Origin of the sequence: Pseudomonas sp. HLS-6 (assembly GCF_002753995.1) — a bacterium.
Taxonomy (GTDB): domain Bacteria; phylum Pseudomonadota; class Gammaproteobacteria; order Pseudomonadales; family Pseudomonadaceae; genus Aquipseudomonas; species Aquipseudomonas defluvii.
Genome location: NZ_CP024478.1, coordinates 51,030 through 76,881, shown reverse-complemented (window position 1 = coordinate 76,881; position 25,852 = coordinate 51,030). Strand labels below are relative to the sequence as shown.

Below are 25,852 nucleotides of genomic sequence, written 5' to 3'. Positions count from 1 at the left end.
AGATGCGCGAATCACTGGAAAAAATGCTCGCCAAGGGTGTGGATAACGCCCTGTTGCGCTTCGGTCTGGGCAAATCCTGGCTGGATGAGGGCAACGCTGCCGAAGCCGCTGTACACCTGCAACGCTGTATAGATTTCGATCCGAAGTATTCCGCGGCGTGGAAGCTGCTGGGCAAGGCACATCAGGCGCAGGGCGACCTGACAGCGGCACGCCAGGCCTGGCAGCAAGGCCTGGACGCAGCAAAGGCGCATGGCGACAAGCAGGCGGAAAAAGAGATGACGGTGTTTCTGAAAAAGCTCGACAAAGCGCAACACTGAGGCGTGTTTGTCGCAGGCAAGGCCGGCACCTGCGGGGGCCGACCTTGCCAGCGACGCAACCTCAATACCAGCGTGATTCGCCTGCTGGGCGCTTCTTGAAGCGCTTCATGCTCCACATGTACTGGCTCGGGTAGGCCCGCACATAACGCTCGATTACCTGGCTCATCGCCGCAGCCGAGGTTTCAGTGTCTTCGCTGTACATGGCCTCAGGCGCTGCCTCGAGGATGACCTTGAAACCGGAACCGTCCGGCAGGCGCAGCGCATGCAGGAACACCCCTACGGCTTTGCCACCGGCCAGCATGTTCGGCACGAACTTGCTGGTCAGCGCCTGGGTGGCGAAAAACGGTACGAATATGCCTGCCGATTCGGCTGGCTCAGGGTCGGCAGGAATCCCCACCTGACCGCCCTTGCGCACTTCCTTGATGATGCTGAGGATGCCTTCCTTGGTCGACGCCGCGACACGGTTACCCAACTGCACACGCTGTTCACGCAGCAGGTCATCGACAGCCTTGAGTTTGGGCGGACGGTAGAAAATGATCGGTTTGCACTGGCTGCAGTAGAAGTGGTTGAGCACTTCCCAGTTGCCCAGGTGGCTGGTGATACCGACAACCCCCTTGCCCGACGCCAGGGCTTTTTCCAGCACCTCAAGCCCTTCGACCTCACGCACCAGCGCCAGCGAGCGCTTGGCTGGCCAGATCCAGGCACAGGCGCTCTCGGTGAACGACTTGCCGATGTCCATCAGCGTGCGGCCTACCAGCCGCTCGCGCTCGGCGGCGTCCATCTCCGGAAAACACTTGGCCAGGTTGATGCGCACGACATTGCGCGAGCTGTTCGGCAGCTTCCACATGATCCAGCCGATTGCCGCGCCGACCCGTTGCACTGCGCCCCATGGCAGCTTGGCAAACAACCGCAGCACCCCGACCATCAAGGCGCCCTTGAATTTATCCACAGGCAGGTTCCTCCTTCTGCAAGCCGGGCATTGTACCCCTCAGCGCAGCAAGGCGGCGTAGCGATCACAATCGATGGTGTGATCCATGACCATGCCCGTGGCCTGCATGAAGGCGTAACAGATGGTGGGCCCGACAAAGGTGAACCCGGCTTTCCGCAGTGCCTTGCTCATGGCCTGGGCCTCGACAGTCACTGCGGGCACCTCACTGCGCTGGCTGAAATGATTGATCTTCGGCTCACCGCCGACGAACGACCAGAGCCAGTCGGCCGGGTTTTCCAGTTCAAGCCAGGCCCGGGCATTGCGCCGGGCGGCATTAAGCTTCAGACGGTTGCGAATGATGCCCGGATCAAGCAGGCGCTCCTCGATTTCGTCGTCGCTCATCTGTGCCAGTCGCTGTGGATCGAAGCCAAACAGCACCTGCCGGTAGCGCTCTCGCTTCTTCAATACGGTGATCCACGAAAGCCCTGCCTGAAAGCCTTCAAGCAGCAGCATTTCAAACAACCGGCCGGGATCTCGCAGCGGAACACCCCACTCCAGGTCGTGATAGGCCTGATAAAGTGGATCGTCGGTACACCAAAAGCAGCGTGGCATAAGGCTCCAGAGGTAGAGGCCCGCAAGAATCGGGTTATACTCCCGCTCTTTATATTCGCAGCCCTAGAAACAGGTGAATTTCGTGAGCCAGCCTACGCCAGCCGTGCGTACCTTCCAAGACTTGATTCTCGCCCTGCAGAACTACTGGGCCGAGCAAGGTTGTGTGGTACTTCAGCCCTACGATATGGAAGTAGGCGCCGGCACTTTCCATACCGCCACGTTCCTGCGCGCCGTCGGCCCGGAAACCTGGAACGCCGCCTATGTACAGCCAAGCCGTCGCCCGGCTGACGGCCGTTATGGCGAAAACCCTAACCGCCTGCAGCACTACTACCAATTCCAGGTGGTGCTCAAGCCGAACCCGGCGAACTTCCAGGAACTGTACCTGGGCTCGCTGAAGGCCATCGGTCTTGACCCACTGGTCCACGACATTCGCTTCGTTGAAGACAACTGGGAATCGCCGACCCTCGGCGCCTGGGGTCTGGGCTGGGAAATCTGGCTCAACGGCATGGAAGTCACCCAGTTCACCTACTTCCAGCAAGTGGGCGGTATCGAGTGCTTCCCGGTCACCGGTGAGATCACCTATGGCCTGGAGCGTCTGGCGATGTACCTGCAGGGTGTCGACTCGGTCTACGACCTGGTCTGGACCGACGGCCCGTTCGGCAAGGTGACCTACGGCGACGTGTTCCATCAGAACGAAGTGGAGCAGTCGACCTACAACTTCGAACACGCCAACGTCGAGAAGCTGTTCGAGCTGTTCGACTTCTACGAAAGCGAAGCCAACCGCCTGATCGAGCTGGAACTGCCGCTGCCAACCTATGAAATGGTTCTCAAGGCATCGCATACCTTCAACCTGCTCGACGCCCGCCGCGCCATCTCGGTAACCGAGCGTCAGCGTTACATCCTGCGTGTACGGACCCTGGCCCGGGCCGTGGCACAAAGCTACCTGCAAGCCCGCGCCAAGCTGGGCTTCCCGATGGCATCCCCTGAATTGCGTGATGAAGTGTTGGCTAAGCTGGAGGCTGCACAATGAGTGCTCAAGATTTCCTGGTTGAACTGGGCACCGAAGAACTGCCACCCAAGGCCCTGAGCGCCCTGGGCGACGCTTTCCTCGCCGGTATCGAAAAAGGCCTGCAAGCTGCCGGCCTGAACTACAGCGACAAGGTCGTGTTCGCCGCGCCACGTCGCCTGGCGGTATTGATCCGTCAACTCGATACCCAGCAGCCTGACCGCAGCATCAATGTCGATGGCCCACCGCGCCAGGCCGCGTTCGATGCCGAAGGCAACCCGACCCAGGCGGCCCTGGGCTTCGCCAAGAAGTGCGGCGTAGAGCTGGCGCAAATCGACCAGAGCGGCGCCAAGCTGCGCTTCTCCCAGCACATTCCGGGCAAGGCCACCGCCAGCCTGCTGCCGACCATCGTTGAAGACTCGCTGAACGACCTGCCGATTCCCAAGCGCATGCGTTGGGGCGCGCGCAAGGAAGAGTTCGTCCGTCCAACCCAGTGGCTGGTCATGCTGCTGGGCGATGAAGTGGTCGATTGCACCATCCTTGCCCAGAAAGCCGGCCGTGAATCCCGAGGCCACCGTTTCCACCACCCGGAAAACGTACGCATCAGCTCGCCGGCCAGCTACCAGGAAGACCTGCGCAAGGCCTACGTACTGGCCGACTTCGCCGAGCGCCGTGAGCTGATCAGCAAACGTACCGCTGAGCTGGCGATGCAACAGGAAGGCACCGCGATCGTGCCACCGGCACTGCTCGACGAAGTGACCGCGCTGGTTGAATGGCCTGTGCCGCTGGTCTGCTCGTTCGAGGAACGCTTCCTCGAAGTGCCACAGGAAGCCCTGATCACCACCATGCAGGACAACCAGAAGTACTTCTGCCTGCTGGACATCGACGGCAAGCTGCTGCCGCGCTTCATCACCGTGGCCAACGTCGAGAGCCGTGATCCGAAGCAGATCATCCAGGGTAACGAGAAAGTCGTGCGCCCACGCCTGACCGACGCCGAGTTCTTCTTCAAGCAAGACAAGAAACAGTCCCTGGAAAGCTTCAACCTGCGCCTGCAGAACGTCGTCTTCCAAGCCCAACTGGGCAGTGTCTTCGACAAAGCCGAGCGCGTAGCCAAGCTGGCCGCCTTCATCGCCCCGCACATCGGTGGCGATGCCAAGCGTGCCGCCCGTGCCGGCCTGTTGTCCAAGTGCGACCTGGCCACCGAGATGGTCGGCGAGTTCCCCGAGATGCAAGGCGTAGCCGGTTACTACTACGCACTGAACGACGGTGAGCCGGAAGATGTCGCCCTGGCCCTGAACGAACAGTACATGCCGCGCGGCGCAGGTGCCGAGTTGCCGTCGACCCTGACCGGCGCAGCCGTGGCCATCGCCGACAAGCTCGACACCCTGGTTGGTATCTTCGGTATCGGCATGCTGCCAACCGGCAGCAAGGACCCCTATGCCCTGCGCCGGGCCGCACTGGGTGTGCTGCGTATCCTGATCGAGAAGCAGCTGGACCTGGACCTGAACGATGCCGTGGCCTTCGCCGTGGCCCAGTTCGGCCACACGGTCAAAGCCGCTGGCCTGGCCGATCAGGTGCTGGAGTTCATCTTCGACCGCCTGCGTGCACGTTACGAAGACGAAGGCATCGACGTCGCCACCTACCTGTCGGTCCGTGCATTGAAGCCCGGTTCCGCACTGGACTTCGACCAGCGCGTGCAAGCTGTTCAGGCCTTCCGCAAGCTGCCGGAAGCCGAAGCCCTGGCCGCCGTGAACAAGCGGGTTTCCAACCTGCTGAGCAAAGCCGAAGGCACGGTTGCCCACCACGTCGAGCCGAAGTACTTCGACAACGCCAACGAGTTCTCCCTGTACTCGGCGATTCAGCAAGCCGATCAAGCGGTGCAGCCAATGGCCGCAGCGCGTCAGTACAGCGAGTCGCTGGCACGTCTGGCAGCCCTGCGTGAACCGGTCGATGCCTTCTTCGAGGCAGTGATGGTCAACGCCGAAGACGCCAAAGTGCGGGCCAACCGTTATGCCTTGCTCAGCCGCCTGCGCGGTCTGTTCCTGGGCGTAGCTGACATCTCGCTGCTGGGGTAAGCCTTGAAACTGCTGATTATCGATCGGGACGGGGTGATCAACGAGGACTCCGACGCGTACATCAAGTCGGTGGAGGAGTGGATACCGATCCCCGGCTCGATCGAAGCGATCGCGCAGTTGAGCAAAGCCGGCTGGACGGTGGCAGTCGCCACCAACCAGTCCGGCATCGCACGCGGCTACTACCCCACGGCCACCCTCGACGCCATGCATGAACGCTTGCGCGGCCTGGTGGCCGAGCAGGGTGGCGAGGTCGGCCTGATAGTCCATTGTCCGCACGGCCCGGATGACGGTTGCGATTGTCGCAAGCCGAAGCCGGGTATGCTCAAGACCATTGCTGCGCACTATGCCGTGGAATTGGCCGGACTTTGGTTTGTCGGTGACAGCAAGGGTGACTTGGAAGCTGCGCTGGCCGTCGATGCACAACCCGTTCTGGTAAAAACCGGAAAGGGTGAACGGACCCTGAGCAAAGGGCTACCAGCAGGCACCTTGGTTTTCGAGGATCTGGCGGCCGTCGCCAGAGCACTTATCCACACGTAGAGCGCCGCCGAATATTCGTCGCCTCCAGGACCGCAGTAGTGGTTCTGCGACGAGCGTTCCCCCGGTGCACTCCAACAGGCGGGCGAGCCCGCAACGGTACATGCCGCTATGTCGATCCTGCAGGCGATCAGAATCTTTCTTTTTTACCTGCTGTTGGGTACCAGCTCCTTGCTCTGGTGCACCCTGAGCTTTTTTATTGCGCCGTTCCTGTCGTTCCGCGCCCGATACCGTTTCATCAACGTGTATTGGTGCCGTTTCGCACTGCTTCTGGTTCGGGTTTTTCTCGGTATACGGTTCAAGGTAACCGGGGCTGAGAACATTCCTGAACAGCCCTGTGTGATTCTTTCCAATCACCAGAGCACCTGGGAGACCTTTTTCCTCTCCGCCTATTTCCAGCCCTTGAGCCAGGTGCTCAAGCGCGAACTGCTTTATGTACCGTTCTTTGGCTGGGCGATGGCCATGCTCAAGCCCATTGCCATTGATCGCGACAACCCCAAGGCCGCGTTGAAACAGGTCGCCAGCGAAGGGGACAAGCTGCTCAAGCAAAACATCTGGGTTCTGATTTTCCCGGAAGGCACCCGTGTGCCATTTGGCACCATCGGCAAGTTCTCCCGTGGCGGTACCGCCTTGGCGGTAAATGCCGGGCTGCCGGTGCTGCCGATCGCCCACAACGCTGGCAAGTACTGGCCCAAGGAAGGCTGGGGTAAATTGCCCGGCACCATCGAGGTCGTCATCGGTGCGCCAATGTGGGCCGAAGGCACCGGGCCACGGGCTATCGCCGAGCTCAATGACCGCGCAGCAGCCTGGAACGAGCAGACCCAACGCGACATGGGCTCCCTGCCGCCCGTGGCGCAAAATGAAGCCCAGAGCACACACTGACGATCTGTGGATAACTTGTGTACAGTATTTTGATAAATCACCACTACGATGAGCTAAGTGCTTAATTTAAATACTTATTTCTCTGTATGACTGTTTTCTGAAAATCGTGCATAAGTTTTTTCACGGCATAAAAAAACCGGCGTTTACGCCGGTTTTTTTTATGCCATCAGATCAGACCTTGTCGATGTCCACGTCGCGGGTTTCTTTCAAGCAGAACAGCCCCACCACCAGGCTGATGCCGGTAATAAACACCGGGTACCAGAGGCCATAGAAGATATCGCCGGTGTACACCACCAAGGCGAATGACACCGTCGGCAGGAAGCCACCAAACCAACCGTTGCCAATGTGGTAAGGCAGCGACATCGAGGTGTAGCGAATGCGGGTCGGGAACAGCTCGACCATCACCGCCGCCAGCGGGCCATAGGTCATGGTCGCAATCAGGATCATCACCACGATCAGCAAAACCACCATCGGCTGGTTCACCGAAGCCGCATCTGCCTTGGCCGGGTAACCTGCCTTGTCGATGGCTGCACGCATCGCCGCTTCATCGAAACCACTGATTTGCTGATCGCCAATGGACACGACCACAGGGCTGCCAGCGGCTGCCGTCTCGGAACTGTATGGCAGGCCCTGCTTGACCAGGAACGTCTTGACCTTGTCGCATTGGCTGTCGAAACGCGCCTTGCCCACCGGATCGAACTGGAAGGTACAGCCTTGTGGATCGGCAATGACCACAATCGGCGCCTGGCGGCTGGCTGCGTCGATCTGCGGGTTGGCGTAATGGCTCAGGGCTTTGAACAACGGAAAGTAGAGCAGGGTGGCCAGCAGCAGGCCTGTCATCAGGATCGGCTTGCGCCCGACCCGGTCCGACAGCCAGCCAAAGAAGACGAAGAACGGCGCACCGATGACCACGCTGATGATCAACAAGGTGTTGGCCTGGCCAGGGTCCATCTTGAGCATCTGGGTCAGGAAAAACAGCACATAGAACTGCGCGGTGTAGAACGTCACGGCCTGCCCGGCATTGATACTGAACAGCGCGGTGAAGACCACCTTGAGGTTTTCCCAGGAACCGAAGGACTCGCGAATCGGCGCACGGCTGGTTTTGCCCTGAGCCTTCATTTTCACGAAGGCCGGCGATTCTTGCATGCTCATGCGAATCCAGGTGGAGATCGCCAGCAGCACAATCGACAGCAGGAACGGCAGGCGCCAGCCCCAGACTTCGAACTGATCACCACTGACGTAACGGCTGGCCAACACCACCAGCAGGGACAACAGCAACCCCAGGGTGGCTGTGGACTGGATGAAGCCGGTATGGAAACCACGCTTGCCGGGCGGGGCGTGCTCGGCAACATAGGTCGCGGCGCCGCCATACTCACCACCAAGCGCCAACCCCTGAAGCATGCGCAACACCACCAGAATGATCGGTGCGGCAATGCCAATGCTCGCATAGGTCGGCAACAAGCCGACGGCAAAGGTCGACAGGCCCATCAGCACAATGGTCACCAGGAAGGTGTACTTGCGCCCGATCATGTCACCCAGGCGGCCGAACACCAGCGCCCCGAATGGGCGTACCAGGAAACCGGCAGCAAAGGCCATCAAGGCGAAGATAAACGCTGTGGTGTCGTTGACCCCGGCAAAGAACTGCTTGCTGATGACGGCCGCCAGGGCGCCATAGAGGAAAAAGTCATACCACTCGAAAACCGTCCCGAGGGATGACGCAAAGATGATCTTGCGTTCTTCCCGGCGGCTATTAACCACCGTTGCCGCGCCACGCTCTTGGATGTAGTCCGACATCGTTGTTGTCCTCGGCCTTGAGGCCACAGTGATTATTGTTGTTGTTCCACTGTCGGTGCCGGGCGACTGCATCCGGCGCTCCGTTTACCACATCACCCTGTCAGATCAGGGTGTAACGACTGCCGCTGTAACGGTCCCCCTTGGGCTTACCGCATTGTTGAGTATCAGCTGTGCCGCCTTCTCGGCGATCATCAGGGTCGGCGAGCAGGTATTGCCCGAAACAATCTGCGGCATGATCGACGCATCGGCGATACGCAGGCCGGATACGCCGTGTACACGCAATTGAGCATCCACTACATCCAGCGGCCCGCTGCCCATACGGCACGTACCGACCGGATGAAAGATGGTGGTACCGATCTTGCCGGCCGCTTCGTACAGCTGTTCCTCGGTCTGCAACGCCGAACCCGGCAGGTATTCCCGCGGCTGGAAAGGCGCCAGAGCAGGTGCCTGCACGATCTGCCGGGTGAGGCGGATGGCCTGGGCGGCAACCTTTAGGTCCTGCGGGTCACTGAGGTAATTGGGATCGATGGTTGGTGCGGCTGCTGGATCTGCCGAACCGATGTCGACCCGGCCACGGCTGGCCGGGCGCAGGTTACAGACCGATGCAGTGAAGGCCGGGAAGCGATGCAGCGGCTCCCCAAAACGCTCCAGCGACAACGGCTGCACGTGATACTGCAGGTTGGCGCTGGCCTGCTCCGGCCCGGAGCGCACGAAGGCCCCCAATTGGCTCGGCGCCATCGCCAATGGCCCGCTACGGTCGTACAGGTAGCGCAAGCCCATGCCGACCTTGCCCCACAGGCTGTTGGCGACCTGATTCAGGGTTCGGACATTGCTGACTTGGTAGATCAGGCGCAACTGCAGGTGATCCTGCAGGTTGCCGCCAACCCCTGGAAGTTCGTGCCGCACAGCAATGCCCAAGCGTTCGAGCAAGGCCCGAGGACCGATGCCGGAACGTTGGAGAATGCCTGGAGAGCCGACCGCGCCAGCACACAGAACGATCTCTCGGCGCGCCGTAAAGCGTTGCCAGTGGCCCTGCCAGCGAGCATTGACTGCCGTAGCACGCCCGTCTTCCAGTACCAGGTTGTCGACCAGAACATCGGTCAGTACGGTCAGGTTGGCCCGCGCCTGAACCGGCCGCAGAAAAGCTTTTGATGCATTCCAACGCACACCGGAGCGCTGGTTGACCTGAAAATATCCACAACCTTGGTTATCGCCGCCGTTGAAATCACTCACGCTGGCAATGCCGCTCTGGGCCGCCGCTTCGCGAAACGCGTCGAGAATCGCCCAGGAATAACGCTGTTGCTCGACTCGCCACTCACCGTCAGCACCATGCACGTCGCTGGCACCGGCAAAATGCTTTTCGCTGGTTTTGAACAGTGGCAAGACATCCTTCCAGGCCCAGCCGGGGTTGCCTGCCTCAGCCCAGCGGTCATAGTCCTGAGCCTGGCCACGCATGTAGATCATGCCGTTGATCGAGGAACAGCCGCCCAGTACCTTGCCACGTGGATAGCCCAGGCTGCGGCCTTGCAAACCGGGTTGAGCCTGGGTCTTGAAGCACCAGTCGGTGCGCGGGTTACCAATGCAATAGAGGTAACCGACAGGGATGTGAATCCACGGATAGTTATCGCGCCCCCCAGCTTCCAGCAGCAGCACCCGGCAACCCGGATCGGCAGAAAGCCGATTGGCCAGGAGACAGCCGGCAGGGCCAGCGCCGACGATGACATAGTCGTAGGAATGATCGGCTGATGCCATGAGGGACCTCGCGCCTATTTATTATTCTTGTCCCGGTCCATGTTATTGATTAATTTCGAGATGAAAACGTTAGATTTCGCTCAAGTGCTGTGCGTTTTAGAACAACGCACGTGAATACCTGATTCACAAGGAAAAGCATGTTCGACTGGAATGATCTGCGGTTTTTTCTCGAGTTGCAGCGCAGTGGCCGGCTACTGACCGCCGCCAAGCGCCTCAACACTACCCACAGCACGGTGGCCCGGCATATTGAAAGCATCGAACAAAGCCTGGGCACCCCCTTGTTCGTGCAACATGCCCAAGGCTACGAACTGACCCCGTCCGGCCAGGCCCTGCTCAAGCACGCCGAAGCCATGGAAAACGTTGCCCTGCTGGCCCAGGAAGAAATTACCCAGGCCATGACGCCGCTGGGCAAGATTCGCCTAGGCGTCACCGAAGGCATCGGCATCATGTTCTTCACCCCACGTATGGCTGGCCTGTTCGAGCGCTATCCGGGGCTGGAGGTGGAGTTGGTGGCCGTGCCACGCTTCGTCAGCATCCTCAACCGCGAAGCCGAAATCAGCATTCACCTGGAACGCCCCAATGCCGACCTGCTGATCACCCGCAAGCTCACCGATTACCGCCTGGCGCTGTATGCCAGCCCTGATTACCTGGCACAGGCGCCGCTTTTGAACTGCCGCGAAGACCTGGCTCGGCATAACTGGATTGGTTATGTAGACGACCTGCTGTTCAGCCAGGAGCTGCTGTTTCTCAACAGCTTCTGTCGAGCTCCGAATGTGGTTTTCCGCAGCACCAGTGTGATCGCTCAACATCAAGCTGCACGGGCGGGGTTGGGTATCGCTGTGCTGCCCAACTACATGGCCCGTCACGACCCGGGGCTGGTACGCGTGCTGCCCAGCGAAACCATCCAGCGCAGTTACTGGATCTGCACCCGTCGCGAGCTGCACAAGTCGGTACGCTTGAGAGTGGTTTGGGACTACCTGCTGGCACTCTGCGCCGAAGAGCAGAGCGCCTTGCTGGCCGAGTAGGGCGCCGTATCAGGCGCCCAGGGTCTTGACCATGAGCAGCAGGGCGGCGGCAATGCCGACCAGAGCAAACACCTGCTGAAGTCGAGGCCCGGCGACTTTGTGTGCAAACTGCCGGACGATGACCAAACCGACCACCGCGCCAATGGCAAAGGGCAGGCCAACGCTCCAATGCATCACGCCAGCCAGGCTGGCACTCACCACACTGCCAACAGACACCAGGGCAATCACCGCCAGTGAAGTGGCGACAATGCTCCTCATCTCCAGGTTGGTGTAGCGGCTCAAGGCCGGGATGATTACAAAGCCACCGCCCACCCCCAGCAAACCCGACAGTAGCCCGGAGAGCAGGCCCGTGAAGGCCAGCGCACGGGCACAGGGCAACGTCCACCGCAGGCGCCCCTGCAGAGGGTTCAGGACACAGGGCTGAATATCACGCGGCAGCGATCCACCCCCCCCTTTCAGTTCATGCCGCGCCTTGAGCAACATCCGCACGCAGACATAGATCAGCACCACGGCAAAGGCCAACGCCAACGGCGCGTTGGGTAGCCGATGCGCCAGCAGCAAGCCCAGTGGCGCCGTGAGCAACCCCAGCGAAGCGACGAACAGCGCTGCACGGTAGCGCACCACACCCTGGCGCAAACCCAGCACTGCACCAACGCCTGCGGCCAGGCCCACCGCCAGCAAGCCAACGGGCGCAGCTTCGGCCATCGACAAGCCCAAACCGAACACCAGAAGCGGCACGGCAAGAATGCCACCACCAGCACCGGTCAGCGCAAGAATGGCCCCAATGACCGCGCCCAGGCCGGCCCCCAGAAATTCATGCTCGATCACTGATGGGCCTCACGTGGCGCGGGTAACGGCTTGGCCATCCACTCACGGCCTTTGAGCATGCAACGCCAGTACAGCGGCGGCAGGATACGCTCCTTCAATAGCCAGGCCAGGCGGGTCGGCTTACGCCCATCAAGCAGCCAACGAGGGAAGCTTGGGGCAACCTTGCCGCCATAGGTGAACTCGGCCAACACGATCTTGCCGCGCTCCACGGTCAACGGGCAGGAGCCGTATCCGTCGTAATGCACGACATCCGCCAGGCGCCCCAACGCGACCAGTACGTTATTGGCAACCACAGGGGCCTGCTTGCGCGCAGCGGCGGCGGTCTTGGCATTCGTGGTGTTGGTGGCATCGCCAAGGCCATGGATATTGGCAAAACGACGGTGGCGCAGGGTTGCCGGATCGACATCGATCCAACCCGCTGCGTCCGACAAGGGGCTGTTACGTATGAACGTCGGCGGCACTTGCGGGGGCACCACATGCAGCATATCGAATGGCTGAACCAGGGTTTCGCTGCTGCCATCAGGCAGGGAGCGCACAAAGGTTGCCTGCTTCGCCGGCCCATCCACCGCTACCAGACGATGGGCGTAGTTCAGATCGACCGCATACTTGTCGATGTACTCCATCAGCGCAGGCACGTAGTCGGCCACCCCGAACAACACCGCACCGGCATTGAAGAACCGTGCCTGGATATTGCCCAGACGGCCGCTGCGCAACCAATGATCGCACGACAGGTACAGGGCCTTCTGCGGTGCGCCAGCACACTTGATCGGCATCGGTGGCTGGGTGAACAGGGCCTTGCCTTTCTCCAACTGCTGAACCAGCTGCCAGGTGTAAGGCGCCAGGTCATAACGGTAGTTGGAGGTCACACCATTGCGCCCCAAGGTTTCACTCAGGCCTTCAATCGCATCCCAGTCAAGCTTGAGGCCCGGACAGACAACCAGTTGTGCATAACTGATCAGCCGACCATCCTCCAACTGCACCGTCTGCGCCTGAGGGTCGAAGAACTGTGCGGCACCCTTGATCCAGGTCACACCCTTGGGAATAGCCGAGGCCATACTACGCACCGTGCTCTTGGGCTGGAACACGCCAGCACCGACCAGCGTCCAGCCAGGTTGGTAGTAATGAACCTCGGCCGGATCAATGATTGCCACATCGAGGGACGAATCGCGTGCCATCAGGCTGGAGGCAGTGGCAAGGCCTGCTGCGCCGGCACCTATGATCAGAACTTTGTGGTGCGCACAGGCAGGCGGCGTTGAAGATGATTGAGCAAGCATGGCAGTGTTTCCTAAATAATAATTCTGTCGCGCCGGAATCAGATGGCGTTGAGCGGGATCTTCAAGTAGCGCACGCCGTTGTCTTCAGGCTCGGGCAGCTGACCGCTGCGCATGTTGACCTGCACCGAGGGCAGGATCAGCACCGGCATCTCCAGGGTCGCGTCGCGGGCTTTGCGCATCGCCACGAACGCCTCTTCACTGATACCTGCATGCACATGAATGTTGTTCTCCCGCTGCTCGGCGACCGTGGTCATGTAACGCAGCTCGCGACCGCCTGGCAGGTAGTCGTGGCACATGAACAGCCGGGTATGGTCAGGCAGGGCAAGGATGCGCTTGATCGAGCGGTACAACGTGCCTGCGTCTGCACCGGGGAAATCACACCGAGCAGTGCCGTAGTCAGGCATGAACAAGGTATCGCCGACGAACGCTGCAATTTCACCGCCGGCTTCAACGATATACGTCATGCAGGCCGGGGTATGACCTGGGGTATGCATGGCCCGCGCACGTAAGCCGCCAATCAGGAATTCGCTACCGTCCTCAAAGAGCACGTCGAACTGACTGCCGTCACGGGCGAATCGACTATCGGCATTGAACAGCGCACCGAAGACTTTCTGCACTTGGGTGATATGGCTGCCAATGGCGACCTGCCCACCGAGCTTCTCTTTCAGGTACGCCGCCGCCGACAGGTGATCAGCATGCACATGGGTTTCCAGAATCCATTGCACCTTGGCACCCAACTCGGTCACCCGCGCAATCAGTTTGTCCGCCGAGCACGTATCGGTACGGCCAGACTTGGGATCGTAGTCCAGCACACTGTCGATCAGTGCACAGTGTCCGCTGTCGCGATCCATCACCAGATAACTGATGGTCCAGGTCGCGCTGTCGAACAGTGCTTCCACATACAGGTTGCCGCCAATGATCATGACCTTCTCCCGATAAATCCATTGATGCCAACGTAAGGCATAGCTGGCAGTCGCAGGGCTGTCATCAAGATATGTGCCATCGGTCGGGAAAGGCGTAGCCCCCGCGTTTACAGGGCCCGGCTGTACCTCAGCGAACAGACTGCCGCGCCATTTGGCAGTGACGTGGCAGTACCTGGCAGTTTTTGGCAGTCTTCGTCGCCTTCGGGTAAGCTCTTGGTGTGATTGCCCAGGTGTCGCCATGTCTCAGTTGATTACCGTTGCCCCGAAAATCCCCGCCGTTCAGGCGCTGGTGTCATACCTCGAACATGACCCTCAGCCCACCATCGTGCTGGATACTCACTACAACATCCTTGCTGCCAACAGTGCGTACCAACGTCAGTTCGGCGTAGAAGGCCAATCAACCCTTGGCGCGAAGTGCCACCAGGTCTCCCATCACTACGCCGTACCCTGCGATCAGGCCGGCGAGCATTGCCCGATGCGCAAGGCGAGAGAAAGCCGTGTGCCCGAGCGGATGCTGCATATTCACCACACGCCGCGTGGTCCGGAACATGTCGATGTGGAACTACGGCCGATCCTCGATGAGCAGGGTGAGGTGGTCGCGTTCGTCGAGCGCCTGACCAGCATCACCGTGGCCTCGGCTCAACCCCAGCAACATGGCCTGGTTGGCCGGGCGCCAGCGTTCAAGCAGGCACTGGCCAGCCTGCAACGTGCGGCACCGTCACAGATTCCGGTACTGCTGCAAGGTGAGTCCGGCACGGGCAAAGAGCTGTTCGCACGTGCGCTGCATCTGAGTGGCCCACGCGCCAACGGCCCGCTGGTGGTCGTTGACTGCACCGGCCTGACCGAATCACTGTTCGAAAGCGAGCTGTTCGGCTATGAAAAGGGCGCCTTTACCGGCGCTCTGCAACGCAAGATCGGTCTGGCGGAAGCCGCACATGGCGGTACCCTGTTTCTCGATGAGATCGGTGAAGTACCACTGGCAATGCAAGTGAAGCTGTTGCGTCTGATCGAGTCAGGCAGCTTCCGCCCGGTGGGCAGCCTGCGTACTGTTCACTCGGACTTCCGCCTGATCTCGGCCACTCACAAACCCCTCAAGGAAATGGTTGCCAACGGCACCTTCCGTGAAGACCTCTACTACCGGATCAGTGCCTTTCCGATCCGCCTGCCGTCATTGCGCGAGCGGGTCGAAGACCTGCCGCTGTTGATCGACAGCCTGTTGCAACGCATGGCCGGCGCCCAGGCACCGCGGGTAGATCCGCAGGCCATGCACTGGCTCAGCCTGCACACCTACCCGGGGAACATTCGCGAGCTGAGAAACATCCTCGAACGCGCTCGCTTGTTTGCCGACGATGGCCTCATCAGGGCAGAGCACTTACCCGACGATGTGAAACCTGACAATGCCACGGCAGGGCAATCGCAGCGACGGAAAAAGGATCACCTTGGCCAACTGGCACAAGCACTCCAAGCCTTTGAAGGTTCGCGCAGTGAATTGGCCCAACAGTTGGGAATGAGTGAGCGAACACTGTATCGGCGCTTGCGCGAGTTGGGGCTGTGAGCCGCGCCGGGCATGCCGGCCCTTAACCCTGTGCGAGAAAATCAATAACACCATTCCTTGATTTTCAGTTGCCGAGACAACAGTTTCTTCACGGTCCCTCGGGCAAGATCTTGGCTGAATCTGCCTAGCTCTTGATGGGGTCCCGCTTTATGTCGTTGTCTTTCACAGGGTCGAACCAGCGCGCAAGAAACGTGCTTATCACTGTACTTGCAGTCGTGCTCGTAATTGTCGGTTCGTACTTTCTATTCAGAACCCCCCGGCTGACCAATCTTGCCCAGAGCAACGCTGCACAACTGGCCCCGCTAAAATCGGCATGGGCCAGTGGTGACGCTATTGTCGTGATTCGCCATGCGGAACGCTGCGACCTGTCCAGTGCGCCGTGCCTGGATGCCCCAGATGGCATCACCAAACGCGGTAAAGACATCGCCGTAAAGTTGGGCAAGCATTATCAAACACTCGGCCTGGACCAGGCTGATATCTTTACCAGCCCCCTGACAAGAACCCGGCAAACCGCGAACTTCATGTTTAACCATGATGTCGAGCCGCAGCAGTGGCTCGCCGCCTGCAAAGGCATCATGCTTAAGACCGCGCTTGAAACTAAGCGCCCGGGACACAACCTGATTCTGGTTACACACAGCGATTGCATTCGGGAAATAGAAAAGCACTTGAATGTGCATGCCCCTGAAAAACCACCCTATGCCTCGTCACTGTTCATCGTCCTGGGTCAGGGCGACAAAAAGCCACGGGCGCTGGGTTTCTTTTACTCGCGAGACTTTAATACCGAATGGATGAACCAGAAGTAATAGCCGTCATCGCTGCACACCCGAGGACGTTTTGGTTTTCCTGACGAAGTAAAAAACGCCCCTTGAACCGGGGCGTTTTTTGATCCTGCTTGCACGCAAACAACTCAGGGTTTGCGGGGGACTCGATTAGTTGTCAAAGCAACCGTTACCCATTGCAGCGTACTGCATGGTGTGTACCTGACCCTGGTGGTCTTCGTAGGTCATTTTCATCTGCACCACACCACACACATCAGGGATACGATCCTGGTGGATCACGTGGGCAATATCAGGGTGGCTACCGTACGTGTATTGCTCTACTGCAGGTGCTTCGGCAGCGAATGCCATTTGAGTGCCGATCATTACACAAGCAGTGGTAACCAGAGCGGTAAACAGTTTCATTTTTACAGTGTCCCAACGATGCAAACGATCTACGTCTTCAGTCGGAATCGGTAAGGCTGAAGGCTCTGCGAAACGTGGCAGGGTCGTTTGCTTACACCCTTTGGAGTCTGCGTTTCGCGGCTTTGTTTGGAAGCTGTGTACAGTCTATTCCGCTGAACTTTTAGATAAATGCCAATGTTGGCAAAGCATTCTTTAGCGAAATGGAACAATCGCTTCGCGACGACCGCCCTCGTATCTACAACCTGCCCCAAAACGGTTTGAACACAGGGTATTTTGCAGAGGTCGCATTACGCCAAAGAGGAAAGCGGCGGCAATGTGCAGCACGCCGCCATGTTGCTTGTCACGGCCAACATCATGGTCAGCAGGCCACCAATGCTTGGTCAGCCCAGAGGGCCAAGAGAACATGCCAGGCACTCGATAATGCTGTTTGCATGATCTTCACTCCAGATCGGAATTACGAAGGAAAGCGGCCAGCAACCTCATTGCTGGCCACTATCGACACCACCAGTTCAATCAGTGCTTGAACATCACATGGCGTACAGCGGTGTAGTCCTCCAGCCCATACATGGACATGTCCTTACCGTAGCCAGAGTGCTTGACCCCACCGTGAGGCATTTCACTGGTCAGCATGAAATGCGTATTCACCCAGGTGCAGCCATATTGCAGGCGCGCAGACAGGCGATGGGCGCGACCGACATCCGACGTCCAGACCGACGAAGCCAGACCGTAGTCCGAATCGTTGGCCCAACCCAGCACTTGCTCTTCATCATCGAACACCGTGACCGAAACCACGGGGCCGAACACCTCGCGACGGACGATTTCATCGTCTTGGCGAGCGCCCGCAAGCACGGTGGGTTGAAAGAAGAAGCCAGGGCCTTCGACGCGATGACCACCGGTGACCACCTGAATGTGCGGCAAGGCGCTGGCGCGCTGGACAAAGCCTTCGACGCGCTCCAGGTGCTGCTCGGTAATCAGCGGGCCGAGTTCGGTGGCCGGGTCGTCCTGCAGGCCCGGCTGGATGCTGCCCACCGCTTCGCCAAGCTTGGCCACGAACTGCTCGTAGATACCTTTCTGTGCATAAATGCGGCAGGCGGCGGTGCAGTCCTGGCCGGCATTGTAGAAGCCGAATGTACGGATGCCTTCTACGGCGGCGTCGATATCAGCATCATCGAAGATGATGACCGGCGCCTTGCCGCCCAGCTCCATGTGCATGCGTTTCACACTATCGGCAGTGCTACTGATGATCCGCGAGCCGGTGGCGACCGAGCCAGTCAGCGAAACCATACGCACCCTAGGGTGGGTGACCAGCGGCTCGCCAACGCTCGGACCACGGCCGAACACCATGTTCACCACGCCAGCGGGGAAAATGTCGGCGATGAACTCAGCGAGCTTCAGCGCGGTCAACGGCGTCTGTTCCGAGGGTTTGAGCACCACCGTGTTGCCGGCGGCCAGGGCGGGGCCCAGCTTCCAGGCAGCCATCATCAGCGGGTAGTTCCACGGCGCGATGGAGGCAACCACGCCCACCGGGTCGCGGCGAATCATGGAGGTGTGACCGGGCAGGTACTCGCCTGCTGCCGAACCGCTCATGCAGCGGCTGGCGCCGGCGAAAAAGCGAAACACGTCGGCGATGGCCGGCAGCTCGTCGTTCAAGGCGGCGGTGAAGGGTTTACCGCAGTTCTGCGACTCCAGGCGGGCAAGTTCCTCGGCATGGGCGTCAATGGCATCGGCGAGCTTGAGCAACAGGGTGGAACGGTCCTTCGGCGAAGTCTGAGACCACAGCGCAAAGGCATCATCGGCGGCGCGCACGGCAGCATCGACCTGGGCCGCGCTGGCCTCAGGGATTTCCACCAGAGCGGTCCCCAAGGACGGGTTGAGCACGGCGATGCTGGGGCCTTCGCCAACAACAAGTTGGCCGTTGATCAGGAGTTTGGTTTGCATGATTCAGTCCTTCGGTAGCCTTAGCCCCTTCTCCCTGAAAGGAGAAGGGGGGCAGCATGAGTAGGGAGGTTTGATAAAGGCGTTGGCTTAACGCACTGGTACGCCAGCAACGTTAGCGGCCTTGGGCAGAGGCTTGGAGAACTTCCAGGCGTCGCCGGCCGGGGCCGTACCTTTGTCATAGGGCTTGGCCAGCAGCATGTAGAGGAAGCCTGCGCCCATCACCACCACCGTGGTCAGAATCATCGAGTAGTTGATGTACCAGGCCGCATCAGGACTGCGCGGCCAGACCATATTGATGATGGCGCCAACACCGTAGATCAGCGCGGCGATGTTCACCAACAGCCCCCAGCCACCGAGGCTGAACTGGCCGCTCGGGCGCCAGCCCTTGCCACGGGCGATCAGTGCAGCGATCACAATCAACTGGAACGCCACATAGATGCCAATGGCGGCGAAGCCGACGATGGTTGCCACGGCATCGGCCATGAACAGGCCAAGGCAGACAATACACGCCGGCATCACGCCGCTCACGACCAGCGCGAACGACGGTACATGGTTAGCGGACAAGCGCTTCAGCAGGTTGCTGCCAACGATCATCTCGTCACGTGCGTAGGAGAACAGCAAACGGCTGGCAGCAGCTTGCAGGCTCAGTACACAAGAGATGAAGGAGACCATCACTACCGCCATCACCAGTTTCGAACCTACCGGGCCGAAGGCATTGGCGAGGATGGTGGCAACCGGGTCAGTATCTTCGCCAGCGATCACTTTCTGCATGTCCGGGACTGCCAGAATCAGCGCCAGGCAGGCGAACATGGCCGCAGCACCACCAATGTAGATGGTCATGCGCATGGCCTTGGGGATGCGCTTGCCGGGGTTGGGGGTTTCTTCCGCCACGTCACCGCAGGCCTCGAAGCCGTAGTACTGGAACAGGCCCGCCAGGGAGGCAGCGAGGAAGGCTGGCAGGTAGGAGCCGTTGACGTTGAGCTCAAAGGTGTTGAACAGCACGCTGATCGGTTGATGACGCTCGAAGATCAACAGGTAGCCGCCCACCAGAATGGCGCCCACCAGTTCACAGAGGAAGCCGAACATGGCCACTCGGGCGAGCAGCTTGGTGCCCACCAGGTTGAGTGCGGTAGACATCAGGATCAGGCCGAGGGCGATATAAATGTTGGCGTTTGAGCTGGCGTCAAAACCAAGCATGGCAGCCATGTAAGGGCCCGCACCGACGGCGACACCGGCGATGGTGGCGCACAGCGCCCAGGCATAGACCCAACCCACCATCCAGGCCCAGCGCTTGCCGACCAGGCGTCGCGCCCAAGGGTAGACGCCACCAGAGATGGGGAACTGCGACACCACCTCACCGAACACCAGACACACCAGCATCTGGCCGAGGCCAATCAGCAGGTAAGACCAGAACATCGGCGGACCACCTGCCGCGAGGCAGAGGCCGAACAGGGTGTAGACGCCGACCACCGGCGACAGATAGGTGAAGCCCAGGGAGAAGTTTTCCCACAGGCTCATACTACGGTTGAAGTTGGAGCTGTAGCCGAGCGCACGCAGTTGCTCGGCGTCCTGATCGAGAGAAGCGGTTGCACTTGCCGCAGAAGACCCACTCATATTGTTTTCCTCATTTGAATGGCAGTCGTTTGCATGGCGGCGGGTCGCTGCCCGCCGTTGCTCATCGAAGAGCCTTTATTGTTATGGGTGAAGCGTGATGCACACTTATCCAGCCTTGGCCACCTCCTCATCTTGGCCGTCGTCAAACTGCGAGAGCCATTCAACGGCGGCATCGCGGTACCGGGTGAAGCCCTTGTAGTCCACCAGTTCCTGATTCAGGGTCTTGAGCACGCGGTGCATGCGCTTGGCCCAGGCTGGGTTGGTGGCGATGTCTTCCAGGTTCAGCAGGTAAGTGCGAATCGGGAAGACGATGGCGTTGCTGCGCGGCAGGCGGTGCAGAGGTTGCAGTTCAATGCGCAGATAAACCAGCTTGCCGGCGTTCTCGGCGGTGACCGTGGTGCGGTCGGGCGCCCAGTCCGGCAGGCTTTCGGCAGAGACATCGAGCCGCGGATTGACAGTCAGCGACCAGTTCAGGCGGCGTACCGGGTGGCCGCAGCGCAGACGCAGAAGGAACTTCAGCGCACGGTCGAGCATGCCGGTTTCCTTCAGCAGCGGCACCGGGCCGTGAAATTCGTGCCAGGCCATGCCGAGGTTGAAACGCAGCGAGTAGTCGGCGCGCTGGGTAGCGATACCGGCGCCCCAGTAGAGGGTGCCGTCACGCTCTTCCTGCAGTACCCAGTCGCCCTGAGCCTGGCGGGTGATGTACTCCATTGGCTCGTAGGGCAAGGTGGACGGGTCACCGAAGGTGAAGGTGTCATCGATGTTCAGCAGCGTGTTGGTCCAGTGCCAGCGAGTGCCGTCCTTCTCCAAAGTGAAGTACTCCGGGTAGTCGCTGGCGTAGGACTCCATGATCAGCTCGAGCAGGTCCCACTGCGCTTCCATCATGTGCGGCGCCGACACGTAGTGCATGCCCGGATCTTTTTCCAGCGTGATCGCACGGTCACGGCACTCGCTGATGTAGTGCTCATCGATGTCGAAGACGGCCTTCAGCGCACCGTCGCCCACCGACACGTGAGGCTCCAGGTTCATTGAGTACATGTACTCGTCGTCCGGGAAGGGGAAGGGCGCACGGGCGATGCACTCGGGGCTGTTCGCGTAGGTGTAGTCGTCGCGGTAGGTTTCGTCGGGTCGGAACTGGATGGTCATGGTGGTTCTCCGTTCAGCAGTCGATGACCAGCCGCGAGCACTTGGCACGCGACACGCAGGGCATGATTTTTGTGTTGGCGGCCTTGTCTTCGTCGGACAGCCAGTCGTCGGTGTGGACGATTTCGCCGTCGAGTTCGAGCACGCGGGTTTCGCACTCACCGCAGGCGCCGCCACGGCACAGGTAAGGAATCGAGTGGCCGGCCGCTTCAGCGGCTTCCAGCAGGCTCTGGTCAGGCGACACTTCGATGGTCGCGCCGCTGCGCGCCAAGGTAACGCTGAAGGCCTCGCCGACACTGCCTTGTTCTAGAAAGCGCTCGTAGTGAATGTGGCTATCGGTCCAGCCTTGGGCATGGGCACTGTCGATGGCATCCTGGATCATGGATTCAGGGCCGCACACATACAGGTGGCTGCCCAGCGGGCGAGCGGCGACGACAACCGAGATATCCAGGCGCTGGCCGATATCGTTGCGATACAGGCGTACAGCATCGCCATACTCGCGCACCAGCTCTTCGCCCAAGCGTGCGTGCTCGGCACCGCGTACGGCCAAATGCACCTCGAACGGCGTGCCACGCAGACGCAGTTCGGCCAGTTGCGAACAGACCGGGGTAATGCCGACACCACCGGCGATGAACAGGTGCAGACGAGCATGCTTGCTCAGCGGGAACAGGTTCACCGGGCGCAGGATTTCCAGCACATCACCTTCGTTCACGGCTTCGTGCATCCGCAGTGAACCGCCACGCCCTTCGTCAACACGGCGCACGGCGATCTGGTAGGCACTGGAGTCGTACGGCGAACTCATCAGCGAGTAGGCATTGCGGTAGGTGCCGTTTTCGTGAGGGATCAATACCACCACGTTGCTGCCGCCCGAGAAGGGCGGCAGGTGCGCGCCATCGGTGGCCACCAGGGTAAACCGCTTGATTTCCGGTGTGACGGCTTCGATGCGGGCAACCCGCACACTCAGGGTTCCGTTGCTCAAGCTCATGTGTCGAGCTCCTCTGCTTCTGGCAATTCGCCGGGGACTTCGGCGTCGGCCTTCACGGCCTGGAAGGCGGCGAGACGGCGGGAATAATGGTCACGCACCACCAACATTGCGTTGCAGCCAGGGCACTGGAACACGCGCTGGGTGACGTTCTCGGTGTAGCTGTCGCAGTGCACGCACCAGATACGACGGACGAACGACCCGGCATGCTCGCGGAGCACCTCGTCACTGTTCATGTCGTAGTGGGTGGCCACCTGCATGGCGGTACCGATGAAGCTCTCCGAGCCCGAAAGGTAGAGCCGGGTGCCCATGCGGGCATTGCCCAGGATGCGCTCCAGATCCGCCACCAACTCATGATTGCTGGGGTACACACGCAGCTCGGCGACCTGCCGCTGCTGCAGTTCGGCGAGGTAGTCCAGGCCGGAGAAGGATTCCTGTGAATAGAGCAGAGTGGTCTGCATGCCTTGCTCGGACATTTCATCCAGCAGACGCAGCATGGCGCGGCCACCACTACCCTGGCCTGCGACGAGGTGGCGGATTCCACCCGGCAGGGGGCGCAGTTGGTCATAGACCGGCCGACTCTTGATACCTGTGATCAGCATTGTTGTTTTACCTCCAGGACCGCCAATGCCCGATAGGGCATTCAGCATCGATGCAATGACCCATCAGCTGGATGGGTTGCAGGCTGCTGTTGCACATGCTGTGCCAATTTTTAAGTCACTGAAATTTATGGATTTTTATTATTAGCAGGCATGAACGTAGGCAAAAATAGCGTGTGCCGTAGGCATTCTTGCAGCGGTATGGGAGGCGGCGGAGGGGGAAAATTGCAGCAGACGGCACATCCCTGTGCCGGGAAAATCAATCGCGTTGCAGCTTGCGAATCAGGGTACCGATATCAATGCCCAGTTGCTGGGCTGCCTTGCGCTTGCTGCCTTGGCTCTGGACTGCCTGGAGAATGAGCTGGCGCTCATAGCGCTGAACCTGCGCCTTCAGGCTTTCGCCCAGTTCGTCGTCGGCTGGCAGCTCTGTATCCGTCTCCTGGCGTGGAGTCGTTGGCCTGATGGAAATCGGTGCGATAAGCCCCAGCAGTTCCGGTGGCAGATGCTGTTCACTGGCCTCGTCATCAGCCAGCACAGCCAAGCGCTCAAAAATATTCACCAGCTCGCGGATGTTGCCCGGATAGTCATAGCTCAGGAGCCGTTGACGGCACCCGCCGGACAACCGCAGCGTGGGCTGGCGGTCACGGTTGATGCGCATCAGCAGGATGTCCATGAGCACTGGCAGGTCTTCCAGGTGCTGGCGCAGTGGCGGGATCTCCACCGGCAGCACAGCAAGGCGGTAGTACAGGTCGGCACGGAACTCGCCGGACTCGACCAGCCGCCGCAAGTCCTTGTTGGTGGCGGCGATCACCTGGACTTGTACCGTCTTGCTCAATGGCGAGCCGACCGACTGAATGCTGCCGTCTTCAAGGAACTTGAGCAGCTTGGCCTGGACATGCAGAGGGATTTCGCCAATTTCATCAAGGAACAGGGTGCCCCCTGAAGCACTTTCGATGTAGCCGCGCTTGCCACTCTGCAGGGCTCCCGTGAAAGCACCGCGCTCGTAGCCGAACATCTCCGACTCAAACAGGCTTTCCGGAATGCTGCCGCAGTTGACGTGAATGAAGGGCCGGTCGCCCCAACCCGCAGCGCGGTGGATATGCCGGGCAATGGCGGTCTTGCCAACACCAGGCTCCCCCAGCAGAAGCAAGCGAGCGCGGCGGCGAAATGCACGTACGCCAGTGTCGGCGATGCTGGAGAGCAGCGGCGAGAGGTGCAAGGCGTTGTCCTGTGGATCGCCAAGGCCATTATTTTCCGCAGGGGCGAACGCCTGCTGCGACGTGCGACGAGGGCTCTCACGGCCTTCAAAATCGCGCTGCACCAATAGCGTATAGGGCTTTTCGTAAGCGCCGGTGGGAACCGCCTGAGTGCTGGTGAGGAACATGCGACCATCGCGGGAGCGGGTCAAAGCGCTGTTACCACCACGTCCAACAGCTTGCTGGAAATCATCGAAGCTCACGGCCGAACGCTGGAAGAACTCGGCATTGGGCAAGCCGATTGCGTCTTCTCGAGACAGGCGATTCACCCGCTCCGCGGCAAGATTGAGAAAGCGCACACGGGACTCACCATCGCACAGGATGATTGCCTCACTGAAGCTGTCCAACAGGGCGTGCAGCGCAGGGGTTTCCAACAGTGCGGAAAGCACTTCGCTGCTGACATTGACCGAAGATCGCATGCCCATCTTCAGGGGCGGCAAGAGACTTTTCTCGATCATGGATGCAGCTCGCCGTTGTGCTGGATAGTGCGCTCCGCCGCGCGCAGCACTGCCACCTTCCAGGCCACGCCTTCTTGCATGAGGATGCGCGAGCAGTGGACATTGAACAGTTGCAGGTGACCACTGAGATTGATCAAGTGCAGACTGTGCCAGGTGCGTTCAGGCAGCGACCGGTCGAGCAGGGCGTGGGCGATGCTCGCACCTTGGGTGATGCCGAAGGCCTGCTCAAAGGCGGCGTTACGCCACCGCGGTTGCAGCTCTTCGTCGATCACCAGCACAGCGTCCGGTACCGCATCGAAGACCCGGCGCAAGGCATCGATACGCTGCTCAGCATCGTGCTGCATACGCAGCTCCTGGCTGACGTCACGGATGCTGCCCCACATACGCAACAGGCGACCGTCGTGGATGGCGGCACGGACATCGTTCTCCACATAGGCAGGGGAACCATCGTGGCGGCGGTCCACCGAAAGCGCGCCGTCGACACAAAAATCGGTTTCCACCAGGCGCCTTACGAACTCTTCGTTGGCCGGGCTGCGCGGCCAGTAAAGTCGCACCGGCTGCTGATTAAAGTCGACGTCCGCCGGCATCTCGTAAACATCCGCCATGGCACGGTTACACATGCGCCAGTAAGAGCGGTTTTCGAACACCTGACGGACGACTTCATCGGGTGTCTGGGTAATGTCCACCGCTTCAGCGAACTCGATGCACCAGTACGCCACCTTGGCGCTGTAGAGCATCTGAGTCATGACTTCGTTGGCGTTTTGCAGTTCACTCAAGCGGTGACTCAACGAGCCCAGCGGTATAAACACGAGGTGAATACTGGGAGCGTCGGCGTCACGCCATTCGAGGAAGCCGCTGGCTAGAACGGGAAACAGGCTTGTGCTGTGGCGGATGAACGTAAGCGCCAGGCTGCTCAGCTTTTCATCTGCCGGCGGGCAGGAAAACAGTTTACGCAGAAGGTGCGTGGATTCAGCAGTGAAGATGCTTTCGATGCTGCAGTTCTGCATCTCTACCGGGGAGTAACCGAGTTGGTCACTCAACGACGAAGAGACGTTGGTCATGCGTCCACTTTTACAGACCGTGCAGCTAAGTAGGGCACCCCGATCAGCGAGGGTTTGAATAAGCGACATGTGTGCGTCCGAACAGTGGAAATGGGCTCGGGGTTAGATGCGCACA

At 60.0% G+C, this 25,852-nt stretch carries 23 protein-coding genes; 8 read left to right on the top strand and 15 right to left on the bottom strand.

Going from position 1 to position 25,852, the window contains the following annotated elements:
- Positions 1 to 2: 2 nt before the first annotated feature.
- On the top strand, positions 3 to 317 hold the full coding sequence (locus tag CS390_RS00325; protein WP_065759108.1) for a tetratricopeptide repeat protein: 315 nt from the start codon (positions 3 to 5) through the stop codon (positions 315 to 317).
- Between the two features lie 61 nt (positions 318 to 378).
- On the opposite strand, the gene CS390_RS00320 is transcribed toward CS390_RS00325, so the two are convergent.
- Together CS390_RS00320 and CS390_RS00315 are read right to left on the bottom strand one after the other, a co-directional pair.
- Positions 379 to 1,266 (bottom strand): lysophospholipid acyltransferase, encoded by an 888-nt coding sequence (locus CS390_RS00320; protein WP_065759109.1) that lies wholly within the window; start codon positions 1,264 to 1,266, stop codon positions 379 to 381.
- A 39-nt stretch (positions 1,267 to 1,305) separates the two neighbouring features.
- Positions 1,306 to 1,857 carry a DNA-3-methyladenine glycosylase I gene (locus tag CS390_RS00315; RefSeq protein WP_065759110.1) on the bottom strand — a complete coding sequence of 184 codons (552 nt, stop codon included), beginning with the start codon at positions 1,855 to 1,857 and terminating at the stop codon, positions 1,306 to 1,308.
- An 82-nt stretch (positions 1,858 to 1,939) separates the two neighbouring features.
- Between CS390_RS00315 and glyQ the strand changes: the two genes are divergently transcribed.
- From glyQ to CS390_RS00295, 4 genes are all read left to right on the top strand, one after another.
- Entirely contained in the window at positions 1,940 to 2,887 is a 948-nt protein-coding gene (gene glyQ, locus CS390_RS00310; protein ID WP_099773224.1) for a glycine--tRNA ligase subunit alpha, read from the top strand.
- The gene (gene glyS, locus CS390_RS00305) at positions 2,884 to 4,938 is read left to right on the top strand and encodes a glycine--tRNA ligase subunit beta (protein WP_065760483.1); all 2,055 of its coding nucleotides are present in this window, start codon (positions 2,884 to 2,886) and stop codon (positions 4,936 to 4,938) included. The genes glyQ and glyS overlap by 4 nt, the downstream gene beginning before the upstream one ends.
- Positions 4,939 to 4,941: 3 nt before the next feature.
- Positions 4,942 to 5,475, top strand: a complete 534-nt coding sequence (gene gmhB / locus CS390_RS00300; RefSeq protein ID WP_065760484.1) for a D-glycero-beta-D-manno-heptose 1,7-bisphosphate 7-phosphatase — start codon at positions 4,942 to 4,944, stop codon at positions 5,473 to 5,475.
- Positions 5,476 to 5,583: 108 nt separating this feature from the next.
- The gene (locus CS390_RS00295) at positions 5,584 to 6,354 is read left to right on the top strand and encodes a 1-acyl-sn-glycerol-3-phosphate acyltransferase (RefSeq protein WP_065760485.1); all 771 of its coding nucleotides are present in this window, start codon (positions 5,584 to 5,586) and stop codon (positions 6,352 to 6,354) included.
- Between the two features lie 171 nt (positions 6,355 to 6,525).
- On the opposite strand, the gene CS390_RS00290 is transcribed toward CS390_RS00295, so the two are convergent.
- Positions 6,526 to 8,148 carry an MFS transporter gene (locus tag CS390_RS00290; protein ID WP_099773223.1) on the bottom strand — a complete coding sequence of 541 codons (1,623 nt, stop codon included), beginning with the start codon at positions 8,146 to 8,148 and terminating at the stop codon, positions 6,526 to 6,528.
- A gap of 105 nt (positions 8,149 to 8,253) precedes the next feature.
- Positions 8,254 to 9,900, bottom strand: a complete 1,647-nt coding sequence (locus tag CS390_RS00285; protein ID WP_099773222.1) for a GMC family oxidoreductase — start codon at positions 9,898 to 9,900, stop codon at positions 8,254 to 8,256.
- A gap of 137 nt (positions 9,901 to 10,037) precedes the next feature.
- Here CS390_RS00285 and CS390_RS00280 point away from each other — a divergent pair, with 137 nt between their 5' ends.
- Positions 10,038 to 10,925, top strand: a complete 888-nt coding sequence (locus CS390_RS00280; RefSeq protein WP_065760488.1) for a LysR family transcriptional regulator — start codon at positions 10,038 to 10,040, stop codon at positions 10,923 to 10,925.
- Positions 10,926 to 10,934: 9 nt separating this feature from the next.
- Here CS390_RS00280 and CS390_RS00275 read toward each other — a convergent pair whose 3' ends face one another.
- From CS390_RS00275 to CS390_RS00265, 3 genes are read right to left on the bottom strand one after another with little or no spacing between them, the layout of a single operon-like run.
- Positions 10,935 to 11,753, bottom strand: a complete 819-nt coding sequence (locus CS390_RS00275) for a sulfite exporter TauE/SafE family protein (RefSeq protein WP_099773221.1) — start codon at positions 11,751 to 11,753, stop codon at positions 10,935 to 10,937.
- Positions 11,750 to 13,027 carry an FAD/NAD(P)-binding oxidoreductase gene (locus tag CS390_RS00270; RefSeq protein ID WP_099773220.1) on the bottom strand — a complete coding sequence of 426 codons (1,278 nt, stop codon included), beginning with the start codon at positions 13,025 to 13,027 and terminating at the stop codon, positions 11,750 to 11,752. Before CS390_RS00270 ends, CS390_RS00275 begins: the two co-directional genes overlap by 4 nt.
- Before the next feature lie 38 nt (positions 13,028 to 13,065).
- Positions 13,066 to 13,950 (bottom strand): MBL fold metallo-hydrolase, encoded by an 885-nt coding sequence (locus CS390_RS00265; protein WP_065760491.1) that lies wholly within the window; start codon positions 13,948 to 13,950, stop codon positions 13,066 to 13,068.
- Positions 13,951 to 14,188: 238 nt separating this feature from the next.
- Here CS390_RS00265 and CS390_RS00260 point away from each other — a divergent pair, with 238 nt between their 5' ends.
- A complete protein-coding gene (locus CS390_RS00260; RefSeq protein WP_099773219.1) occupies positions 14,189 to 15,505 on the top strand; it encodes a sigma-54-dependent Fis family transcriptional regulator in 1,317 nt (438 codons plus the stop codon).
- 149 nt (positions 15,506 to 15,654) lie between these two features.
- Positions 15,655 to 16,308 carry a histidine phosphatase family protein gene (locus CS390_RS00255; protein WP_157767106.1) on the top strand — a complete coding sequence of 218 codons (654 nt, stop codon included), beginning with the start codon at positions 15,655 to 15,657 and terminating at the stop codon, positions 16,306 to 16,308.
- A 126-nt stretch (positions 16,309 to 16,434) separates the two neighbouring features.
- Here the strand turns inward: CS390_RS00255 and CS390_RS00250 are convergent, their stop codons facing one another.
- From CS390_RS00250 to CS390_RS00215, 8 genes are all read right to left on the bottom strand, one after another.
- The gene (locus CS390_RS00250; RefSeq protein ID WP_065760494.1) at positions 16,435 to 16,686 is read right to left on the bottom strand and encodes a DUF2790 domain-containing protein; all 252 of its coding nucleotides are present in this window, start codon (positions 16,684 to 16,686) and stop codon (positions 16,435 to 16,437) included.
- A gap of 513 nt (positions 16,687 to 17,199) precedes the next feature.
- Positions 17,200 to 18,624 carry a gamma-aminobutyraldehyde dehydrogenase gene (locus CS390_RS00245; protein ID WP_065760502.1) on the bottom strand — a complete coding sequence of 475 codons (1,425 nt, stop codon included), beginning with the start codon at positions 18,622 to 18,624 and terminating at the stop codon, positions 17,200 to 17,202.
- An 87-nt stretch (positions 18,625 to 18,711) separates the two neighbouring features.
- Positions 18,712 to 20,238: an APC family permease gene (locus tag CS390_RS00240; RefSeq protein WP_065760503.1), complete on the bottom strand. Its 1,527-nt coding sequence runs from the start codon at positions 20,236 to 20,238 to the stop codon at positions 18,712 to 18,714.
- Positions 20,239 to 20,343: 105 nt separating this feature from the next.
- Positions 20,344 to 21,384: a DUF3445 domain-containing protein gene (locus CS390_RS00235; protein ID WP_099773217.1), complete on the bottom strand. Its 1,041-nt coding sequence runs from the start codon at positions 21,382 to 21,384 to the stop codon at positions 20,344 to 20,346.
- Positions 21,385 to 21,397: 13 nt separating this feature from the next.
- Positions 21,398 to 22,366, bottom strand: coding sequence for a PDR/VanB family oxidoreductase (locus CS390_RS00230; protein WP_099773216.1), 969 nt, complete (start codon positions 22,364 to 22,366; stop codon positions 21,398 to 21,400).
- Positions 22,363 to 22,965 carry a dimethylamine monooxygenase subunit DmmA family protein gene (locus CS390_RS00225; protein WP_099773215.1) on the bottom strand — a complete coding sequence of 201 codons (603 nt, stop codon included), beginning with the start codon at positions 22,963 to 22,965 and terminating at the stop codon, positions 22,363 to 22,365. Before CS390_RS00225 ends, CS390_RS00230 begins: the two co-directional genes overlap by 4 nt.
- Positions 22,966 to 23,221: 256 nt before the next feature.
- Complete coding sequence (locus CS390_RS00220) at positions 23,222 to 24,676, bottom strand: sigma-54-dependent Fis family transcriptional regulator (RefSeq protein ID WP_099773214.1); 1,455 nt, start codon at positions 24,674 to 24,676, stop codon at positions 23,222 to 23,224.
- On the bottom strand, positions 24,673 to 25,737 hold the full coding sequence (locus CS390_RS00215) for a PAS domain-containing protein (protein WP_256587546.1): 1,065 nt from the start codon (positions 25,735 to 25,737) through the stop codon (positions 24,673 to 24,675). The genes CS390_RS00220 and CS390_RS00215 overlap by 4 nt, the downstream gene beginning before the upstream one ends.
- Positions 25,738 to 25,852: the final 115 nt, after the last annotated feature.